Annotated in this window: 17 protein-coding genes; 9 read left to right on the top strand and 8 right to left on the bottom strand. The window is 44.7% G+C overall.

Features of this window, described 5'->3' with window-relative positions; translation table 11 throughout:
• Positions 1 to 100: 100 nt before the first annotated feature.
• Together VL121_RS11270 and VL121_RS11265 are read right to left on the bottom strand one after the other, a co-directional pair.
• Positions 101 to 622 (bottom strand): DUF2911 domain-containing protein, encoded by a 522-nt coding sequence (locus VL121_RS11270; protein ID WP_325405270.1) that lies wholly within the window; start codon positions 620 to 622, stop codon positions 101 to 103.
• Positions 623 to 672: 50 nt separating this feature from the next.
• Positions 673 to 1,398, bottom strand: a complete 726-nt coding sequence (locus tag VL121_RS11265; protein WP_325405268.1) for a pyridoxine 5'-phosphate synthase — start codon at positions 1,396 to 1,398, stop codon at positions 673 to 675.
• Between the two features lie 98 nt (positions 1,399 to 1,496).
• Here VL121_RS11265 and VL121_RS11260 point away from each other — a divergent pair, with 98 nt between their 5' ends.
• From VL121_RS11260 to VL121_RS11245, 4 genes are all read left to right on the top strand, one after another.
• Complete coding sequence (locus VL121_RS11260) at positions 1,497 to 2,807, top strand: DUF5690 family protein (protein ID WP_325405266.1); 1,311 nt, start codon at positions 1,497 to 1,499, stop codon at positions 2,805 to 2,807.
• Positions 2,808 to 2,841: 34 nt separating this feature from the next.
• On the top strand, positions 2,842 to 3,951 hold the full coding sequence (locus VL121_RS11255) for a 2-aminoethylphosphonate--pyruvate transaminase (RefSeq protein WP_325405264.1): 1,110 nt from the start codon (positions 2,842 to 2,844) through the stop codon (positions 3,949 to 3,951).
• A 257-nt stretch (positions 3,952 to 4,208) separates the two neighbouring features.
• On the top strand, positions 4,209 to 5,921 hold the full coding sequence (locus VL121_RS11250) for an IlvD/Edd family dehydratase (RefSeq protein WP_325405262.1): 1,713 nt from the start codon (positions 4,209 to 4,211) through the stop codon (positions 5,919 to 5,921).
• 39 nt (positions 5,922 to 5,960) lie between these two features.
• Positions 5,961 to 6,734, top strand: coding sequence for an SDR family NAD(P)-dependent oxidoreductase (locus VL121_RS11245; protein ID WP_325405260.1), 774 nt, complete (start codon positions 5,961 to 5,963; stop codon positions 6,732 to 6,734).
• Between the two features lie 116 nt (positions 6,735 to 6,850).
• Here VL121_RS11245 and VL121_RS11240 read toward each other — a convergent pair whose 3' ends face one another.
• Positions 6,851 to 7,636 carry an SDR family oxidoreductase gene (locus tag VL121_RS11240; protein WP_325405258.1) on the bottom strand — a complete coding sequence of 262 codons (786 nt, stop codon included), beginning with the start codon at positions 7,634 to 7,636 and terminating at the stop codon, positions 6,851 to 6,853.
• A 158-nt stretch (positions 7,637 to 7,794) separates the two neighbouring features.
• Here VL121_RS11240 and VL121_RS11235 point away from each other — a divergent pair, with 158 nt between their 5' ends.
• The 3 genes from VL121_RS11235 (at position 7,795) to VL121_RS11225 (ending at position 11,204) form a co-directional block, all read left to right on the top strand.
• Positions 7,795 to 8,646, top strand: coding sequence for a polysaccharide deacetylase family protein (locus VL121_RS11235; RefSeq protein ID WP_325405256.1), 852 nt, complete (start codon positions 7,795 to 7,797; stop codon positions 8,644 to 8,646).
• A 108-nt stretch (positions 8,647 to 8,754) separates the two neighbouring features.
• A complete protein-coding gene (locus tag VL121_RS11230; protein ID WP_325405254.1) occupies positions 8,755 to 9,336 on the top strand; it encodes a DUF3347 domain-containing protein in 582 nt (193 codons plus the stop codon).
• A 320-nt stretch (positions 9,337 to 9,656) separates the two neighbouring features.
• A complete protein-coding gene (locus VL121_RS11225) occupies positions 9,657 to 11,204 on the top strand; it encodes a M28 family metallopeptidase (protein ID WP_325405252.1) in 1,548 nt (515 codons plus the stop codon).
• A 43-nt stretch (positions 11,205 to 11,247) separates the two neighbouring features.
• Here the strand turns inward: VL121_RS11225 and VL121_RS11220 are convergent, their stop codons facing one another.
• From VL121_RS11220 to VL121_RS11210, 3 genes are all read right to left on the bottom strand, one after another.
• Positions 11,248 to 11,775, bottom strand: coding sequence for a YfiT family bacillithiol transferase (locus VL121_RS11220; protein WP_325405250.1), 528 nt, complete (start codon positions 11,773 to 11,775; stop codon positions 11,248 to 11,250).
• Positions 11,776 to 11,893: 118 nt separating this feature from the next.
• Complete coding sequence (locus VL121_RS11215) at positions 11,894 to 12,640, bottom strand: BamJ family beta-barrel-assembly machinery protein (RefSeq protein WP_325405248.1); 747 nt, start codon at positions 12,638 to 12,640, stop codon at positions 11,894 to 11,896.
• Between the two features lie 33 nt (positions 12,641 to 12,673).
• Positions 12,674 to 13,438, bottom strand: coding sequence for an ABC transporter ATP-binding protein (locus VL121_RS11210; RefSeq protein WP_325405246.1), 765 nt, complete (start codon positions 13,436 to 13,438; stop codon positions 12,674 to 12,676).
• A 160-nt stretch (positions 13,439 to 13,598) separates the two neighbouring features.
• Here VL121_RS11210 and VL121_RS11205 point away from each other — a divergent pair, with 160 nt between their 5' ends.
• Complete coding sequence (locus VL121_RS11205; RefSeq protein ID WP_325405244.1) at positions 13,599 to 14,861, top strand: aspartate kinase; 1,263 nt, start codon at positions 13,599 to 13,601, stop codon at positions 14,859 to 14,861.
• A 137-nt stretch (positions 14,862 to 14,998) separates the two neighbouring features.
• Entirely contained in the window at positions 14,999 to 15,760 is a 762-nt protein-coding gene (locus VL121_RS11200) for a hypothetical protein (RefSeq protein ID WP_325405242.1), read from the top strand.
• Positions 15,761 to 15,898: 138 nt separating this feature from the next.
• Here VL121_RS11200 and VL121_RS11195 read toward each other — a convergent pair whose 3' ends face one another.
• A complete protein-coding gene (locus VL121_RS11195; RefSeq protein ID WP_325405240.1) occupies positions 15,899 to 17,023 on the bottom strand; it encodes a PorP/SprF family type IX secretion system membrane protein in 1,125 nt (374 codons plus the stop codon).
• Positions 17,024 to 17,102: 79 nt separating this feature from the next.
• Positions 17,103 to 20,370: DUF7948 domain-containing protein (locus tag VL121_RS11190; RefSeq protein ID WP_325405238.1), on the bottom strand; the 3,268-nt coding region annotated here is incomplete at its 5' end.

The raw sequence follows: 20,370 nt of genomic DNA, 5'->3' as shown, positions 1-20,370 counted from the left end.
AGGTTACAGGGAACAAGTTGCAGGTTGCTGCTTCCGGCGCTAACAACCTGCGAAATCTCTCCTCATCTTTCACTTTTTCCGTCTCACCTCTCACCCCTTTCTACATCACGGTAAAATCCGTTTCTGTATCTCCCCACAATAAGCTCACTTTGCCGCTTTCATCTACATTGATCGTAAATTTTTCGGCAAAAGCAGGCGCTTTGGCAGGTTTAACTTTTACTCTCAGGGCATCCTGCCCTTCTTCATATTTAAATGCGCCCCACTGATCCCATGTTTTATTGAATATGATCGTCCACTCGTTATCACCTGCAATGGTAAACAAACCATATTTACCTGCAGGTAAATCCTTTCCTTCCACTTTTATGTTCTTGTCTGTTGCAAAAACAGTGGCTTTGTTTGCGCCGGTACGCCATACCTTACCGGGCAGGGGTTCAAGATCCTTACCAATGGTTCTGCCTTTTACGGATGGCTGGCTATAGTCAATGGTAATGGTAGCACCACTGGCAATTTTTGCCGATGTAATGGCAGGAGGGCTGGCCGGTGCTTTACTATCCTGTGCCAGGGCCACGCCCGATGAAAGCAGTAAAACTGCTATTGACGGAAAGAGGAATGATCTTTTCATGTTGTTGTAGTTTTTAATGCCAGAATAGTTCAATATTCGTGCCATCAACATTATCCCAGTTGCCGCTTGTATAATTGAATCACATTTTCTAATCCTAAGTAAAGTGCATCGCATATCAGGGCATGCCCTATAGAAACTTCATCTACCCAGGGAACCTGTTCTTTAAAATAGCTGAGATTGTGCATGTCAAGATCATGCCCGGCATTAATGCCCAGCCCCAGTGCTTTGGCTTTTTGCGCGGCAGCCACATAGGGGGCAACGGCCTTTTCTTTATGTGTAAGATAGTTTTTGGCGTACGCCTCCGTGTATAATTCTACCCGGTTGGTTCCCGTTGCAGCAGCGCCTTCAACCATTTCAATAACAGGGTCAACAAAGATAGATACGCGGATGCCTGCCTGCTGAAATATGCGGATGACCCCGGTTAAATAATCTTTATGTTTTATGGTATCCCAGCCATGATCGCTCGTAATTTGCCCCAGGTCATCGGGTACTAATGTTACCTGCTGTGGTCTTGTTTCTAATACCAGGTCAATAAATCGCTGTTCCCTGCAATTACCTTCAATATTGAACTCAGTATTGATTATCTTTTTTATCTCTCTTACATCAGTATAGCGGATATGCCGTTCATCGGGGCGGGGGTGTACCGTTATTCCGTCAGCGCCAAACCGTTCAATATCCCTGGCGGCTTTTAATACATCGGGGTTATTGCCACCGCGGCTGTTACGGAGTGTGGCAATTTTATTGATGTTTACCGATAGTTTAGTGTTATAATGCATACCCAAAATTAAAGCCTTATTTATAGTTATTTTCACGCCCGATTCTATTTTTTAATATATTTACTTATACTAAACAAAAGTTTAATAAAAATTTACAAATGGGAGTAATCAAAAAACTGCTTATAAGCTCCAAAGGCTTTTTTATTGTTTGGTGTATGGTGGCGGCATTTGGAACCTACTTTTGCATGTATGCTTTCCGCAAACCGTTTAATGCAGGCACTTATGAAGGGTTATCGTTATGGGGCATAAACTATAAGGTAGTGCTTATTATAGCGCAGGTATTTGGCTATATGATTTCCAAGTTCATAGGCATTAAAGTCATATCCGAACTAAAAGCCGCAAGCCGTACGCAACTCATCATTGGGTTAATACTTTTTGCAGAAATAGCGCTGTTGCTTTTTGGCTGGGTGCCTCATCCCTATAATTTTGTTTTTTTATTCATGAACGGACTTCCGCTGGGAATGATCTGGGGCATTGTATTCAGTTATCTTGAAGGGCGGAGATTTACGGAAATCCTTGCTATAGGCTTAAGCGTAAGCCTCATCGTTTCTTCGGGTATGTTAAAAACCATTTATTTCGATGTGCATGAATGGTTGCCTGCCGTAACAGAGTTCTGGATGCCTTTTGTAATGGGTTTATTGTTCCTGCCTTTATTTCTTTTATTTGTGTGGATGCTGTCTGTTATCCCCGCTCCTTCGCAGGATGACATGCTGGCCAGGGCGCCGCGCTTGCCAATGACCAATACCGACAAACGAAATGTGTTCCGGCAATATGGCTGGGGCCTGGTGGCTTTTATTATACTCTATACTTTCCTGGCAACGTTGCGCGATTTCAGGGACAATTTTACGGTTGAAATATGGAATGAGGTAGACCCGGGATGGGACAAAAACGTGTTTACCCAAACCGAAGCCATAACAAGTATTATTGTATTAGCAGTTATTGGTAGCCTCTCTGCTATTAAAAATAACTTTAAAGGTTTTTGGGTGGTGAACGGTATCATAGGCGCGGGCTTTCTGATAACGGCGCTGGCTACCTTTCTTTTTCAAAAACATATGATTACTCCTTTCTGGTGGATGTTATTACTGGGTACCGGTCTTTTTTTGGCATATATGCCCATGCAGATCGCCTTATTTGAACGGCTCATCGCGCACTTCCGCATTAAAGCCAACGCTGGCTTTTTTGTGTACATGTGCGATTCCATCGGTTACCTGGGCAGCGTAGTACTGATGCTGTATAAAGAGTTTTTTATGAAAGAAATGAACTGGTCGCTGGTACTTATGAAGTTCACCTACCTGCAGGCTGCCATATCTCTTGTATTACTGGCGGCTGCCTGTGTGTTTTTTTATAAGTCTGCCGTTCGTGCAAAAAACGATACGGCGCCTGTTATTACTGAAATGCAAAGTGCGTAAATCTATCATCAATTATTAATCAATAGTATACGTTATGGTCCATCAATCGTTATTATTTACTCCGGGTCCTTTATCTACTTCCTTAACCGTAAAGCAGGCGATGCTGAAGGATATGGGATCGCGGGATCATGTATTTATGAATGCAGTAAAAGACATTCGTAATGGTTTATTGCAACTGGCTCATGTGCGTAAGGAAGAAGGTTATGAATGTGTGATTGTTCAGGGCTCCGGTACATTTGCGGTAGAAAGTGTGATCAGCAGTGTTGTGAGAGATAAAGATAAACTGCTGATACTTGCCAATGGCGCTTATGGAGAAAGGATTGTTAAAATGGCAGGCATTCACCGGCTGAACCATCAGGTTCTTCGTTTTGATGAAGATACCATTGTAACTCCGGAAGCAACGGAAGCGTTTTTAGAAAGTCATCCGGACATCACACATGTAGCCTGCATTCACAGCGAAACCACTACCGGGTTGTTTAATCCGGTAACGGCAATTGGCGCTGTTTGTAAAAAACACGGTAAAGTGTTTATTGTAGATGCTATGAGCAGCTTTGGCGGCGTTGCAATGGATATGAAAGCCATGCAAATTGATTTCCTCGTTTCTTCTTCCAATAAATGCATTGAAGGCGTTCCGGGCTTTGCTTTTGCATTATGCAAACGCAGTGAGCTCGAAAAAGCGAAAGGACAGGCACGCAGCCTGAGCCTTGATATATATGATCAATGGGCAGGGTTGGAAGCCAGCGGGCAGTTCCGGTTTACACCGCCAACCTTAAGCCTTATGGCTTTCCGGCAGGCCATGCAGGAACTGGAGGAAGAAGGCGGTATCCCTGCCCGTGAGCAACGGTATAAAACCAATAAACAAACGCTCGATGAAGGAATGGCTGCACTCGGCTTTAAACAATACCTCAAACCGGAGATCCAGGGACATATCATTTCTTCTTTCTTATATCCTTCAGACCCTGCTTTTAATTTTGAATTATTTTATGAAAAGCTGAACAAAAGAGGCTTTGTTATTTATCCCGGGAAGCTCAGCAAGGCCAATGCTTTTCGTATTGGCAATATCGGTCAAATTTTTCCGGATGATGTAAAAGCATTGCTTGTTGCTATAGCGGAAGTGCTGAAGGAAGATGCGGTGACGGTTTAAAATGTGGAGATGGGCAACCTGTTAGGACTACCGCGCTGCTTTGGTGCTAAGCAGCCCTAACAGATTAAACAAAGATGCCGGCCGTATTTGCAGTAGTAGAAATGAAAAATGAGAGGTGAGGGGTGAAAGGTGAGAACTTTCAGTTCATCGTTAGTATGCTTTAGCTGAATCTGATTGCTGAAACCTAAACTATAAACTGCAAATTCACCCAATATTAAACCAAAAACAATACCTTTAAAAAAAAGCATTGTTTTATCATGAGTAATGAACTTCGTAGCCGCGGCTGGTTTGGGAAAACCGGTAAAGATGGCTTTATATACCGTGCCTGGATGAAGAACCAGGGCATCCCTTCGTATGAATTTGAAGGCAAGCCTGTTATTGGTATTTGTAACACCTGGTCTGAGCTTACGCCCTGCAATGCGCATTTCAGGGAACTGGCCGAATCCGTAAAACGGGGGATATCGGAAGCCGGTGGCTTCCCGGTAGAGTTTCCGGTAATGTCGCTGGGAGAAACACTGATGAAACCTACGGCTATGCTTTACCGTAACCTGGCCAGTATGGACGTGGAAGAATCCATTCGCGCCAATCCTATGGATGGTGTGGTATTGCTTTGCGGTTGCGATAAAACCACCCCTTCCTTAGTAATGGGCGCTTGCAGCGTTAACCTGCCAACACTGGTGGTTTCGGGTGGTCCCATGCTCACGGGAAAGTATAAGGGCAAAGATATCAGTACCAGTGATATATGGCGTTTCAGTGAGGCGGTACGCTCCGGCTCCATGTCGCAGGAAGAACTGACGGTTGCGGAAGCCTGCATGTGCAGGAGCAGGGGGCATTGCGCCGTAATGGGTACGGCCTCCACCATGGCCTGCATGGTAGAGTCGCTGGGCTTGTCGCTGCCGGGTAATGCAGCTATTCCTGCGGCCGATTCGAGAAGAAAGGTACTGGCACAGCTATCGGGCATACGCATTGTGGAAATGGTGAAAGAAAACCTGCGGCTATCTGATATACTCACCCGGAAAGCGTTTGAAAATTCCATTAAGGTCAATGCAGGCATCGGGGGGTCTACCAACTTTGTATTGCATTTACTGGCTATAGCCGGAAGAATAGGAGTAGCGCTCTCTATTGAAGATTTTGATGTGCATTCCAAGAACATACCGCTCCTCGCTAACCTGCAGCCTTCGGGAAAATATTTTATGGAAGACCTGTATTATGCGGGGGGATTACCTGCGGTGATGAAAGAAATGGAGCAATGGCTGCATAAAGATTGCATAACGGTAAACGGCAAAACAATAGCAGAGAATTGTTCGGATGCAGAGTGCTACGACAGGGAAGTGATTGCTGCAAGCACTGAACCGTTCAACAACATATCGGGTATAGTAGTACTTAAAGGAAATGTTTGTGAAGAGGGTGCTGTGCTGAAACCTTCGGCCGCCAGCGTTCATTTGCTAAAGCATACCGGCAGGGCCGTGGTATTTGAAGATATTGAAGATTATAAGAACAGGATTGACGACCCTGAACTGGATATTGATGAAACCTGCGTGATGGTGCTGAAAAACGTAGGCCCGGCTGGCTATCCGGGTATGCCCGAAGTAGGTAATATGGGTATGCCGGGGAAGCTATTAGCCAAAGGCGTTACGGATATGGTTCGTATTTCCGATGGAAGAATGAGTGGAACGGGTTTTGGAACAGTGGTACTGCATGTATCGCCCGAAGCCGCTGTGGGTGGCAACCTTTCGGTTATACAGAACGGTGATATGATTACGCTTGATGTGGAGAAAAGGATATTGCATGCAGCTATAACAGATGAAGTGTTGAAAAAAAGGAAGGCAGAAAAGATACAACCCCCTTCACCTTACAGCCGCGGATATGCAAACCTCTACATTCAGCATGTGGAACAGGCCCATTTGGGCGCCGATTTTGATTTTCTGAGAGGTTCTTCAGGCAGCAAAGTAACAAGGGATTCGCATTAAATTTGAGATTTAAAGTTTAAGATTTGAAATTAGTATCGTATGCATGCTTCTTCAGGAATATTTAACGAACAGGTAGCCATTGTAACAGGTGCAGGACAGGGTATTGGTTTTGAAATTGCAAGGCAGCTATGTGTGCAGGGCGCATCGGTTGTGCTGAATGATGTAGATGAAAAATTAGCAAGTCAGGCCGCTGCCACTATTGTTAAAGAAGGACATACCTGCATGGCATTGCCCGGCGATGTATCATCGCCGGGGTTTATTACCGCCATGGTAAAGGAAACGGTTACCCGGTTTGGTAAACTCACTGTTGCTATAGCCAATGCAGGCATCACTTTGTTTGGCGACTTCCTGGATTACCCTCCCGATTCATTATATAAAGTAATGCAGCTAAACCTGGGCGGCAGCTTTTTGCTGGCGCAGGCCACGGCTAAACAAATTATACAGCAGGGTTCCGGCGGAAGCATATTATTCATGTCATCCGTTACAGGGCACCAGGCGCATAAAAAACTGGCTGCCTATGGCATGACCAAAGCCGCATTGGAAATGCTGGCTAAAACCCTGGTAGTAGAACTTTCTGAACATAAAATTTCAGTGAATGCCATAGCGCCCGGCGCCACTGTAACAGAACGTACGGGTGATGATCCGGAATATGTGTCAACCTGGAGCCGCATAACGCCAATGGGAAGGCCCGCGCAGGTGCAGGATATTGCCAATGCCGCTTTATTTCTCGTATCCCCGGCATCAAGGCATATAACAGGACAAAGCCTGGTAGTAGACGGTGGCTGGACCTCCGTAAGTCCTTCGCCTTATTAGTCCGTTAGGTATGAGGTATGAGGTGTCAGCTTCAATCGTTAGATTCTGTGAGCTAATACAACTTCTCTCTTTGTCTTTTCACCTCTTACTTTTCTTACCTCTTACTTCTCACCACCCTATATGCTTCCTGTTCTTCCTCCATCTACCGGGATGCTTGTTCCGTTTACGTAAGAAGCTGCGGGGGAAGCAAGGAAAGCGGCTACATTGGCTATTTCTTCGGGTAGCCCAAACCGTTTCATTGGAATAGTATGCATCATTTCTGTTTCTACTGTTTCCCTGCTGAGCTGTTGCTTCTTTGCTATTTCTTCTATTAAGCTGCCGAGCCGGGCGGTTTGGGTAGATCCGGGCAAAACATTGTTTACCGTAATATTATATTGCCCCACTTCGTTAGACAGGGTTTTAGCCCATGCGGCCACTGCCGCGCGAATGGTATTGGATACACCGAGATTATCAATGGGAATTTTAACCGAGGTGGAAATGATGTTGATGATCCTGCCGTATCCTTCCATTTTCATACCGGGCAAAACCGCTTGTGTTAACAGTTGATTGTTTACAAGATGCTGCCGGAATGCGTTTTCCAAATCGGTTGTGGTTGCGGTTGTAATGGGTCCGGCTGCAGGTCCCCCTGTGTTATTTACCAGTATATGAATGTGGTGTTCCCCAACAATGGATTCAATTGCCGAAAGCGCCTGCCCGTTGCCGGAAAAGTTGGCTACACGATACCCGTGTTTTTGCTGTGCATGAACGGATAGTTGAGAGAGGGCTTCCTGCAGCATGTTTTCGTTACGCGCAAGCAAAAAGCACCTGGCGCCCAGTACAGACAGCTCTTTTGCAACGGCTAATCCTATGCCCTGTGTGCTGCCGCATACCACGGCATTCATTCCGGCAAGCGATATATTCATTTTTTTGGGTGTAAATTTTTAAAACTTTCATTAATAAAAGCATAAATGTTAAAGTGTAGCCACGATCCGGTTGTTTGGATGCACAAATATACATTCGCACATCTTTATCTTTGCATCTGGTTTTATACTTTCTTAATGCGAACACCGTTATTATGAACATGAAAAAATTAATCCTGCTCCTTACTGCAGCCACGCTGGTGCTGGCGTCTTCCTGTGGATCAACTGCCGATCAAACACCACGTCAGGATATGTTGGAAACGCCTGCCCTGTCTAAAGTAAAAGAAGATACGCTTTTAAAGATAGCCGATGCGGCAACAATAATGGCACGCCCCGAAGTGCCGGTATTATGTTATCACCAGATCAGGGATTGGAAAGGAAATGAATCGCGGGGTGTAAAGGATGTGGTGGTACCTCCTGCTACTTTCAAAAGCCAGTTGCAACTGTTGGCTGATAGCGGATACCAGACTGTGCTGCCCGATGACTTGTATGCTTACCTCACTACCGGGAAACCGCTACCGGCCAAACCCATTATGCTTACTTACGATGACAGCGACCATGACCAGTATGCCATTGCCGCCCCGGAAATGAAGAAGCATGGATTTAAAGGGGTATTTTTCATTATGACGGTTTCCCTGGGTCGTTCCATTTATATGAGCAAAGACCAGGTAAAGGAATTGTCGGATGAAGGACATGTAATTGCTTCTCATACCTGGGATCATCACGATGTAAGAAAATATAAAGATGGCGAATGGGAAACACAAATTGCTAAACCCGCCAGGCAGTTGGAAGAAATAACCGGGAAACCGGTACAATATTTCGCCTACCCTTTTGGTGCATGGAATAAAGAAGCGATACCTGAATTGAAAAAAAATAATGTAAAAGCGGCTTTTCAGTTATCAACGCGGCGCGACTCAACGGAACCATTGTATACTATTCGCCGTATGATCGTTCCCGGCGACTGGAGCGCTCCAACCATGTACAGGGCAATGAAGAAAACATTTAAGGGATAGAAGGTATCAGGTGGGGTTTCAGCCGTTAATGATGCGGTAACTTGCAAGCTGTGCAGGCCAATCTTTTTAACGATCTTTTTCAGTAGGTTTGTGAAAAATTATTATCCGATGAATAAGTTAATTTACGTTATAGCGGTATTGTTTTTATTTGCGTGTAAAAGCAATGAAAAAAAAGCGGCAACAAACACGGATGAACCACCCGTTGCTACAGTTACTGCGCATTCAGCAGCCTTTGACGCATCGTTTGAAAATGTGCTTAACCGGTATTATGCGCTTCGCGATGCGCTTGTTGCCAGTGATACTGTTGCGGCCAATCAGGCTACTGCTTTACTTATTCAGTCGGCAGATAACCTGAAGCTGGATGAATTGAAAAGTATTGATACCAATAATATTATTATACCTACCGCGCAAACCTATACCGGTGGCATAAGCAGTGAAAGTAAAGGCCTGCTGGGCGAAACCGGTATAGATGGTAAACGCAAAGCCTTCCAGATGATTTCAGGCAACCTGTTTGATCTTACCAGAACGGTAAGGTATGGTAAAGAAAAAGTATATCTCCTGCATTGCCCGATGGCGTTTAACGATGCCGGAGCTGACTGGCTGAGCAGTTCAACAGAAATTAAAAACCCTTACTTTGGCAGTAAAATGCTTACCTGCGGAACAGTGAAAGATTCTGTTGTGCTGAAGTAGTAGGTGTCAGGTGTGGTCAGCTATCAGTGGAAGGATGGGCTGGTCCCCGGATTCATTGCACCCCGCTTCCCGCATGCTTCCGTTCTGCATTTATACCTCTTTTTAAAGTTTGATATTGTAATAGTGAGTACAATAAAGCGGTTAATAAAGTACTATAGAATTGCTATTGTTCCCCCAAGCCGATAGTCATTCAAACATTGTTATATTGCTGTCTTGCCCTAACACATATTCAATTGTCGCCAGTTGGTGGGACCCCAACCGGGGTGCCCGCCGTGGGCAGTGTCCTCACTGCCCACATGAAGCAAAAAAAATTAATTAGTATGAAAAAAATCATCTTTTTTTTCTTTTTCGTGACCTGTACTGTTCACCTGGCAAATGCGCAGGAAAAGATTGACCAGTCCATGATGCTTAAGATAAGAGATGAAGGACTCAATCATTCCAAAATAATGGACATTGCCTTTCATTTAACTGATGTGAGCGGCCCGCGCCTAACCATTTCACCGGGCTTTACGAGGGCAGCTAACTGGGCAAAAGAGCAGTTAACAGGCTGGGGCCTGGAAAATGCCGTGCTTGAACCCTGGGGTGAGTTTGGAAAAGGATGGGAATTGCAGAAAATGTATATAGCGCAAACCGTGCCATACTACCGGCCCCTGATCGGGTTCCCAAAAGCATGGACTAGCGGCACCGGTGGATTACAAAAAGCGCAGGTTATACTGGTTGACGCGGAAGATTCCGCCGGTTTTGTGCGGAAATACAGCGGACAACTTAAGGGTAAGATCATCATCATGAACCAGCAGGATACTTTACTGCCCGGGTTTAAATCGGATGCACGCCGGTATACAGACGAAGAACTGCAGGAAATGACCGGTAGAAAACCATCTGTGCCTGCTTATCCGCGCCCCGCAGCTCCGTTACGCAGTAGCGTAAGCCCTGTGGCATTGCTGAATGATATAAAAGAAATGGCTAAAAAGGAAGGCGCCATTGCTGTATTAACTTACAGTATGCGTGGCCGTGATGGAACTTTATTTGTACAGGGCGGCGGCTCGTATAAAAAAGATGATCCGGAGAATTTTACCGATATTATGGTGGCGGCAGAAGACTATAAAAGCATAGTGCGGTTATTGCAGGCTAATATTCCGGTTGAAATAGAAACGGAAATACAAACCCGTTTTATAGTACAGGATACTAAGGGATATAATGTGCTGGCAGAAATGAAAGGCACGGATAAAAAATTGAAAGATGAGGTGGTGATGCTTGGGGCGCATCTCGACTCGTGGCAGGGCGCAACAGGTGCAACCGATAATGCAGCAGGCTCAGCAGTAATGCTGGAGGCGGTACGCATATTAAAAACGCTGGGTGTTCAGCCCCGGCGCACTATCCGCATCGCTTTGTGGAGTGGCGAAGAGCAGGGGCTGCACGGATCGCGGAACTATGTAAAAAATCATCTTGCCGATCCGGCTACCATGGTGCTGCAGCCCGGTCACGCTAAAGTTTCGGCATACTTTAATCTTGATAATGGTACCGGTAAAATAAGGGGTATTTACCTGCAGGGCAATGAAGCATGCAGATCCATCTTTTCACAATGGTTTGCTCCTTTTAAGGATATGGAGGCTTCGGCAATAACCATCAGTAATACCGGCGGCACCGATCACCTGGCTTTTGACGCTGTGGGTATACCCGGCTTCCAGTTTATCCAGGATCCTATTGAATACAGCACCCGCACGCACCACACCAACATGGATTCGTATGATCACTTACTGGCGGATGATTTGAAACAGGCGGCTACTATTATTGCCGCATTTGTTTATAATGCCGCAATGCGGGATAACAAATTGCCCAGGAAGCCGTTGCCAAAGGCGGGGCAGTGAGCTGATGGAGGACATGAGGGGTAAGGGGTAAGAAGTAAGGGAATCACCAATGCTTCTCCTCCCTTAACATGGTTATATGTGCTGTGTGATGTTTGCCATGCCAGGCATAGCTGCCCAGCAATTCCCAAAGCGTTATTTTTCTTTTTTGTTCGGGATGGAATACGGTTCTTTCCCAATCCTGTATAGTAAGCTTTTCTAACAGGTAATGCCACCTGGCATGAAGCGCGTGCAGCAGGGTAATAGAAATATTGACAGGCAGGTGCTGCACATCAGGTAATTCGGCCCATAGTTTTTCATCATAAGGTTTTATCTGCGGGTCGCTTTCCGTAACCCCCAGCTTAAAACGGCAATAAGCGTTGATGTGGCTGTCGGCTACATGATGCACCAATTGCTGTATGGTCCATCCTCCTTCCCTGTAGGGCGTTTGCAATTGTTGCTCATCTAAATTCAGCAGGGTGTTTTCAAGCAATTGCGGCAGGCACCTGATATCGGTGATCCAGGCTTCTTTCTTTTGTTCCGAAAAAGGCTCAGGCATATACTGCCCTATTGGATAACGCGGGTCTGTTGCCATAGTATGGAGTTATAACGGTTTGCTGTACACGGCAGAAATATATACAACTTTTGTCTTAGCCTATCAGGAAGATAAGTGTAATAATAGCTGCCTCTCACCATTCACCACTGACAACTCACTAATGCACAATATCAATCAGCTTCACATCAAAAATAAGAGCTGCACCACCGGGTATAGCGCCCCCGGCGCCCTGTTCGCCGTAACCCAGGGTATAGGGAATGTAAAACTTAAACCTGGAGCCTACGGGCATCAACTGTACGCCTTCTGTCCAGCCTTTAATCACCTGGTTCAGTGCAAAGGAAATGGGTTCGCCCCTGTCGCGGGAGCTGTCGAACTTTTTGCCATTGATCAAAAATCCTTCGTAATGTACTTTTACCGTGCTGGTATCCGATGGCTTGGGCCCTGTTCCCATATGCAGTACTTCATATTGGAGACCGCTGGGGGTAACTTTTACGCCTTCTCTTTTTTTATTTTCGGCCAGGAATTTTTCGCCTTCATCAATAGTGCCCTGCGATTTTTTACGCATAAATGCCTGTAGTTGTTCTCTTACTGTCATATCTGCCTGTTGACTGGTTAATAATGTATTTTTTTCTTTTAATACTTCATCAAATCCTTTATTCATTAAAGCGTAATTAATGGTATCTACGCCCTGCGATTTAAAGAAAGTAGCATCAATCATGCCCAATGCATAACTTAAACTGTCTAATGCGCTCAATAAAACCGGGGCCGGAGGTTTAGCCTCAGCAAATATAATATGTGAAGTACCGGCAGCCATTTTTTTAACGGACGAGCATGCCGCAAAAAAGCTGATCAATGCAATGGTAACTGCGCTGTAGGTAATCCTTTTTAAAATCCTGCCGTTCATGTAATAATTTGTTTTATTGTATTTTTTTAAGGTTTATTCATTTCGTAAAGCATGTCCTGTAAGATGAATGAATACATCTTCAAGGTTCGCTTTTTTTACTTCTTTGGGTCGTTCAAAGCCCGATGCCACAAGATCATCAATCAACTGGTCGGGAGAATGCATTGCTATAATCTTTCCCTGGTCCATAATGGCAACCCTGTCGCAAAGTATTTCCGCCTCATCCATATAATGGGTGGTTATAATAATGGTAGCGCCTTTTGACCGGATATCCCTTATCAGGTCCCACAGGTTTCTGCGCGCATGCGGATCAAGCCCTGTTGTAGGCTCATCTAAAAAAATAACCCTGGGCTTATTAATTAAGGTAGTGGCAATGGAAAACCGTTGCTTTTGTCCGCCGCTGAGTTCTTTGTATTTGTTCTTCGCCTTATCTTCAAGATTAACCAGTTGCAGCAATTGGGTGGCGTTAACGGGTTCATTATATAAGCCGCCGAATAAGGCAATCAGTTCTGTAAGATTAAGACCGGGATAAAACCCCGATGATTGTAACTGCACCCCGATGATCCGTTTTATTTTGTCCGCGTGTTTATCCAGATTATAGCCATCTATTATTACTTCACCGCTTGTTTTTTTGCGGAGCGTTTCCATAATTTCAAGCGTGGAAGATTTACCGGCGCCATTCGGTCCCAGTAAACCGAATATCTCTCCTTCATGCACACTGAAGCTAATCCCTTTTACCGCTTCAAAATGGCCATAGTTTTTTACCAGGTTCTTTACGGTAATTACTTCTTTTCTGTCCATGAGCGGCAAGATAATACAGTTAAGGATTATGGCAAACTATTTAACACAAAGGCGGGGCGGCATGCAGACCCGCGCGGTTTTTATTCCGGGTATTAACAGCCGGAGAAGGCATACAACTATCTTTGCATATTCTATTACCTACAGCAAATAACATTACGGAATGAAAGTATTTAAATTTGGCGGCGCCAGTGTAAATAGCGCAGACAGGATCAAACAACTTGCCACTATTTTGCACTTATACCCTCACGATAAAAAAGTAGTGGTTATTTCGGCTATGGGAAAAACAACCAATGCGCTGGAGAAGGTTGCGGAAGCTTTTTATAATAACCGGAAGGAAGAAGCGCTTGAATTATTTGAACATATCAAAAAACAGCATTTAAATACTGCCAAATATTTACTGGTTACCAGCGCTAATGAAACAGATGCGCGGCTTTCGCATCTTTTTACAGAAGTGGAATGGACACTGCATGATGAGCCTGCCAGGGATTTTGATTATTACTACGACCAGATTGTATGTATTGGCGAACTGCTTTCCACCACTATTATCAGTGCATACCTTAACGAAAAGGGGATACATAATAAATGGTTAGATGTAAGGGATGTTTTCAGAACGGATGATCATTTCAGGAATGCAGGTATTGACTGGGCTGTTACGGGAAAGAATATAAGAGAAAAAGTAGTTCCTGTTTTTGATGAATATGAAATGGTTATCACGCAGGGCTTCATTGGCGCTACAGATGAAAATGAAAGCACTACGCTGGGAAGGGAAGGGAGCGATTACAGTGCCGCTGTTTTTGGCAACCTGCTTAATGCGGAACAGGTTATTATATGGAAGGATGTGGCAGGTATTATGAATGCCGATCCCAAAATATTTCCTTCGGCTGTTGTAATGCATGAGCTGAACTATGATGAAATTATTGAAATGGCGTACTATGGCGCACAGGTGGTTCATCCCAAAACCATTAAACCATTAGAAAATAAAGCTATCCCGCTATTTGTAAAATGCTTTCTTGATCCTTTGTTGCCCGGAACCGTTATTCAGCATAATGCAATAAAAACCCCACCCCCGGTAATCATCATTAAAAATAACCAGGCCCTGCTTCATTTACATTCTAAGGATTTTTCATTTATAGAAGGAAGCGCTATCTCGCATCTCTATCATTTGCTGGCGGAAAAGCATATTACGGCCAATCTCATACAAACCGGCGCCGTAATATTAATGGTTTGCACAGATGATAAAGAAGACAAAGTAAACCGGTTGGCGGAGGCGGCATCAGCCATTTTTGATGTGCAGGTAGAAAAACAACTCAGCTTATTAACGATCCGGCATTATACCCCGGAAATAGTAGCGGAAATGACGGAAGGAAAAAGTATAGTATTACAACAACAATCGTCCCAAACGGTACAATTTTTACTACGATAGAGAGTTTGCCGTAGTAATATTCCTGTTTTCTTAACATACCGGGAAGAAAAAATAAGCCAACTTATTTCTTAATTACGAAGTTTATCGTATTTTTATACGAAACTAATCGTATTTCATCATCTTTAAACATTGCAATTATGTTACCCCGAACTTCCATTCACGGTAAATATGGTTTTGGTATTCTGATCATTTGCCTGTTAGTCGTATCTTTTTCCTTTGCTTATGGCGGAAAGGAGGGCGGCCCTTTTCGCAGCTTTCAGCAGGTTCAGGCAACATCCTCCTTCTTCAGAGACAGTATCCCCCCAAAAACAAGACCGGCGGGAAGCACCCTGGATAATAGATCCGTTTTGGATAAGGAACTGAATGAGCAGGCTATTGAACAGGCTTTGAAAAACGTGGAATACAGTTTAAAAAAACTGGAAGCGGAGCTCAGGAATAAAGACTGGAGCCAGGTAGAAAAAAATACCAGGTATGCTTTAGCGGATGTAAATAAACGGTTATTGTCTGAAAATGATATTCACCTGGATCAGTTGAAAATACAGTTAAACAATGCGCGGGTAATAGCCAATCAGCAACTCAAACAAATGCAGTTCAATATTGATCATCACCTTAAAATAAACCTGCAAAATGCTACGCATGGTTTGCAGAAGACGGGGGTTTCATTACAGCAATTGAAGGCATTTATGAACGACCTTGAAAATGATGGTTTAATAGAAAAGGGGAAACCCTGTTCTGTTGAAATTAAGAATGGCAACTTGTATATTAATGATGTAAAACAACCCAGGCGGGTCAATAAAAAATACAGGAAAAAGTATAAAACCTATGTTGAAAAGGAAGGAGGGTTTAAATTACAGCTTAACGGGGCAGGGCGATATAAAGATGAGGGAGAGTTGATATAGGGGGAGAGGTAAGAGAGTAAGAGGTGAGGTTACAAGTTATAAGGTACAGGGTGGAATCTCTGACCTCTCACCTGCGCAAGGGTTTTCTGTGGGCGGTTGGTTGCCAGTAAGGGAAAGTGCGGATACATGAACATATTACTAAAACCGTGGCACGGGGCATTGCATTTGGCGCAGGCTTTGGTTATACTGGTTGTAGTAGCCATTATATAGTAAAGCAAACTCGGATGCTCCCTGCATATTGTTATAGTTTTTAAGGGAAGAGGTAGTAGCATCATAAGAAAACATGAGCCTTACCGATTTCCATTGAAAACCAATCATTGGAATAACGGCATCGCTTCCCCTGTAATAAAGACCTCCGATCACCTGCTTTTCCCCATCACCCGAGAGATTATAGTTGGCGTGAAGGCCAAGCGTTAATTCCTTTGCCTTTGCCTGCGTGGTAAAATAGGCGCCCGGACTAACAATTACCCTGTCGTTCACTTTAAGTACCGCATCGGCAAAGGCAATGTACCTGCGGGCTATAGCGTTATTATAGCCTGAAGCGCTGTTAAAAAAGGATTCTTTAGGTGCGTTTACATGGTGCACAGATACGCCTGCATGGAGGTAAATATTATCGGTTGGAAAATAAGCATAATTCAAGCCAACCTGTACATCTAAATAGTTGATATTGGTTGCCGCAAAGTTTTCTCCGCTGGGGGCGCCGGCATCAAAAAATTTTCCGTTCCACTGGTTATCGAATGTAAACTTTGTTACATCTACTCTTTTATTTGCCCAGCCCAGGTTAAAGCCCAGGGAAAGCAATCCGGTGCTGCCCAGCATTTGGTGATAGGCGGCGGAACCATATACTTTAGTGGAAGTGAGATTGCCACTGCCGGCAACATCGCGTAGTATTACACCGCCAACACCTACCCAGCCCGATTCAAACCTGTCGCGGAAAACCTGTGCATCTCCAAAAATACTCATGGTTTTAAATTGCGCAGGCATGCTTGCCCATTGCTGGCGGTAATTAGCACCGAGGCGGTAATCGTTTTCAGGTAAAAAACCGGTATTGGCCGGATTAGTGGTTAAGGGAGAATTAAAGAATTGCGAAAAATGTAAATCCTGCGCACCAACAAAAGCAGGCACTCCATTTAATATGCCGATACCCAATAGCAACAGGAACGCGAAACATCTTCCGCTTTTGCGGTTTCGTCTGACAGGGGGCTGTACTCCTCCAATGTCTGCCGCGTTTGAAACGCTTGTATGTAAAGCTGATGATATCATGTCAGTGATCTCCTTTGTATGCGTCAATTTCCAGGCAATTAGTACAGCATTGTAAAATCTTAAATTTCAAATTCCTCCCTTATCTCAGCAACGTAATATCTCCCTTTTTGGTTGCTTTGCTTCCATCTGTAAATTCTACTTCTAATGTATATGCGTATGCATCCATAGGTTGCAGCACGCCTTTATATTTTCCATCCCATCCCTGGTTCCGGTCTGTTGTTTGATATACCAATTGTCCCCACCTGTTGTATATCCTGAAAATCATTTTTCCAATCGCGTATCCTCTTACATATACTTTGTCGTTTACCCCGTCACCATTGGGTGAAAAGGCATTGGCTACGGCAATTAAGGGAGATACGATTGCGGATACGGTTTGGCAAACCGTATCGGGACAGCCATACTGATTGTACGCAATAAGGCAGGTATTGAAGTCGCCGTTTGAATTAAACTGGTGTACCGGGTTAACCTGAACGGAAGTATCGCCATCTCCAAAAAACCATTTATAACTTATGGCATTCATGGAAGTATTGGTATACGTGGTTGGCGTATTTTCTAATGGTGGCACCGGGCCAAAAGTAAAACCGGCTGTTGGTATAGGCCGTATATTGATCGTGAAAAATGTGGAATCAGATTTATTACAGGTCATGGAATCCACTACTATTAATTTTACCCTGTAGGTGCCTACAGAAGTGTATTCGTGTTCCGGCGAAAACTCGTTTGAAGTGCTGCCATCCCCAAAGTCCCAGTAAAATAATTGACCGGCCTCCGAAGTATTATCAAATACCGCATGGTGTGGCACGCATCCTTCGGGAGGCGTGTCGAAGCGCGCCTTAACGTTAGGGGCTACACGCATGGTAAGCGTAAAGGTATCGGGTGCGTTACAATAATTGGTGTCGGCAAGTGAAAGCTTTACGTGATACGTACCTGGCGCCGGAAATTCATGCTTTATATTACCGGTTCCGGTCGTTACAGGAACCGATCCATCGCCAAAATCCCAGGTAAAAATGGCGCCCTGGAAAGGCTTGCCCGGTGGCGCCACCGATGTATTCGTAAACTCGAAATTAAGACTTTCGCAGGGAAGCAACTTGGCAGCGGTAGCGCCTATTACCGCTCTGTCTGTTCGTACCCTGATGGTAGTGTACGCTGTATCGCTTATAATACATTTGCTGGAATCTATAGAGATCAGTCTTACGTTATAAGAGCCAACAACGTTATATGTATGACTGGTGCCCGGTGTAGTTGTGATGTCTTTATTGCCATCACCAAAATCCCACAGGTATGTTTTTCCTTTTTGCAAAGTATCTAAAAAATCTACCGTAACCGGCACACAGCCATAATCCCTGTAGGCTTTGCCCTCGATAGTTGTTCTGAGACCGGTGGTTACCCCCGAAAAATCCATTTCAATTTTAACGGCAGCGAGGTTGCATTCTCTCGGATTTCCCGACCTGGGCCGCCATACGCCCGGCGTTACAGGAAAGGTAGTTCCGGGAAAATTACTGATAAAGCAGGCAGCGCAAATGGCCTGGTAAATTACGCCATTGGCATCGAAGCGGCTGGTACCACCGTCTACATGGTCCCCAAATCCTCCCCGCTGTCCGTAAAAGGCGCCAAACAGTATATCCTTCGCGTTTTTTTCCAGTACAAAGAAATAAAAGTCGCTGCCATCAGTACTGCATCCGTTGGGCAGTACATTACAATCCTTCGTAGGCATTCCAAATGTTCCCGAAGTATGAAACTGGTCATCTGCTGAAGGCGATAACCTGCCTCCCCATCCGGCCACATATACATTCTCGCATTTATCTACAGCAAAGGCCACGGGTGAAATATTATATGTTGCCGTTCCGCTGCCAAATACGGTTGAATAAACACTTCCCGAAAGACTGGGCTGCATTTTTACAATAAACTGTTTGGTTCCCGGGTTATTATACACACCGGGGCTAACCGGCCAGGCGCCTAATGTAACGCCTGTTACATAAGGAAATCCACTGGGATCGAACTTTAAACCATATATGGCATCCATACTGTTAGTACCCAGGTAGGTGGCTTTTTGCAAGGCGCCTGTATTGCTAAAAATAGCTATAAAAGCGTCTGCCGTTCCCCCCTGGTAGGAAGACGCTATTACTCCTGAAGCGGGTACGCCCGGAAGGTTGTTGCTTCTTGTTGATCCGCCTACATAAATAGCACTGGTTTGGGGGTGAAGCGCAAGAACAAAAGTGCCATCATCTTCCTTGCCACCAAATAAGGTACTGAACATCACCGTTCCCACATCGGGAGCTATTTTCAGTAATACGCCATCCTGCATTCCGCCCAGACCGGTTTGCGATGCGCCGGCAGTTGTGGGGAAGTTATTAGACTGTGTGCAACTGGCTATGTAAATATTATCATTGTTATCCAGTATAACCTCGCTTCTTGAATCATCACCGTAAAACACAGATAAGCTGTTGGGCGATCTGGAAGTAGATATATTTACACCATCGGTACCTGAACCGCCAATTCTTTTTGATCCGATGAGCGCTGTTCCTGAAGCATTGAGTTTGGTAACCACAATATCGTATCCGCCGCCGCTTCCTAATGTATTGCCTTGCGGTTGCAAGGGATAATCGCCGGAGTTCGTTCTGCCCAGTATAACAAGGTTGCCTTTACTGTCTTCTATCAGGCTATGCGGCTGATCAGCGGCGCCACCACCTATATAAGTAGCGTACACCCTGTTGGTGCCGCTGCTGTTGAATTTCATGATGCCTATATCAAAGGCTTCGTTGCCCGAAGTTCCGTTATAATTGGTTTGAAAAGCGCCCGTTGATACAGGAAAGCCGGCTCCAAAAACAATGCCGCCGGAGTACAGGCTTCCATCCGCCCCGTATGTTGCCGTAAATCCCCACTGGCTTGAAGTGCTTCCGGTAAAAGTGGCGAATATAAGCGTGGGGTCTATAACTAATATTTGAGAAGGATCGTATTGCTTTACTTTAAATTTAACCTTGTCCTTTCCTTCTATTACATATCTGCAATCTATTTCATTTTTTCCCGCATCATTAATCTGATAAGAATAAGGTGATAGTTCTTTAACATCGCCCACAGAGGTTTTAATGTATAATTCCCGGTTCCTGATCTGTAATTTATCGGCTCCCTCATATTGCATAACAATATCATTGACATTTGCACCCGGGTAAACAATGATATCATATTTTAATTGTTCGCCCTGCGCGTAATACCGCACATCAATATTGGGATAGATGTTTTTGTAAGTAACCGCCTGGAATATTTTGCAATTGGCCGCCCATTGAGCAGGATCATTGCCGGTAAGATAATTTTCATAGGAGCTAACCGGCTTTTCACCCATCACTGCTGCA

This window comes from Agriterribacter sp., assembly GCF_035497235.1.
In the GTDB taxonomy this organism is placed as follows: Bacteria; Bacteroidota; Bacteroidia; order Chitinophagales; family Chitinophagaceae; genus Agriterribacter.
Note: the sequence above shows the minus strand (reverse complement) of the source record. Positions and strands in the feature narration are given on the sequence as shown.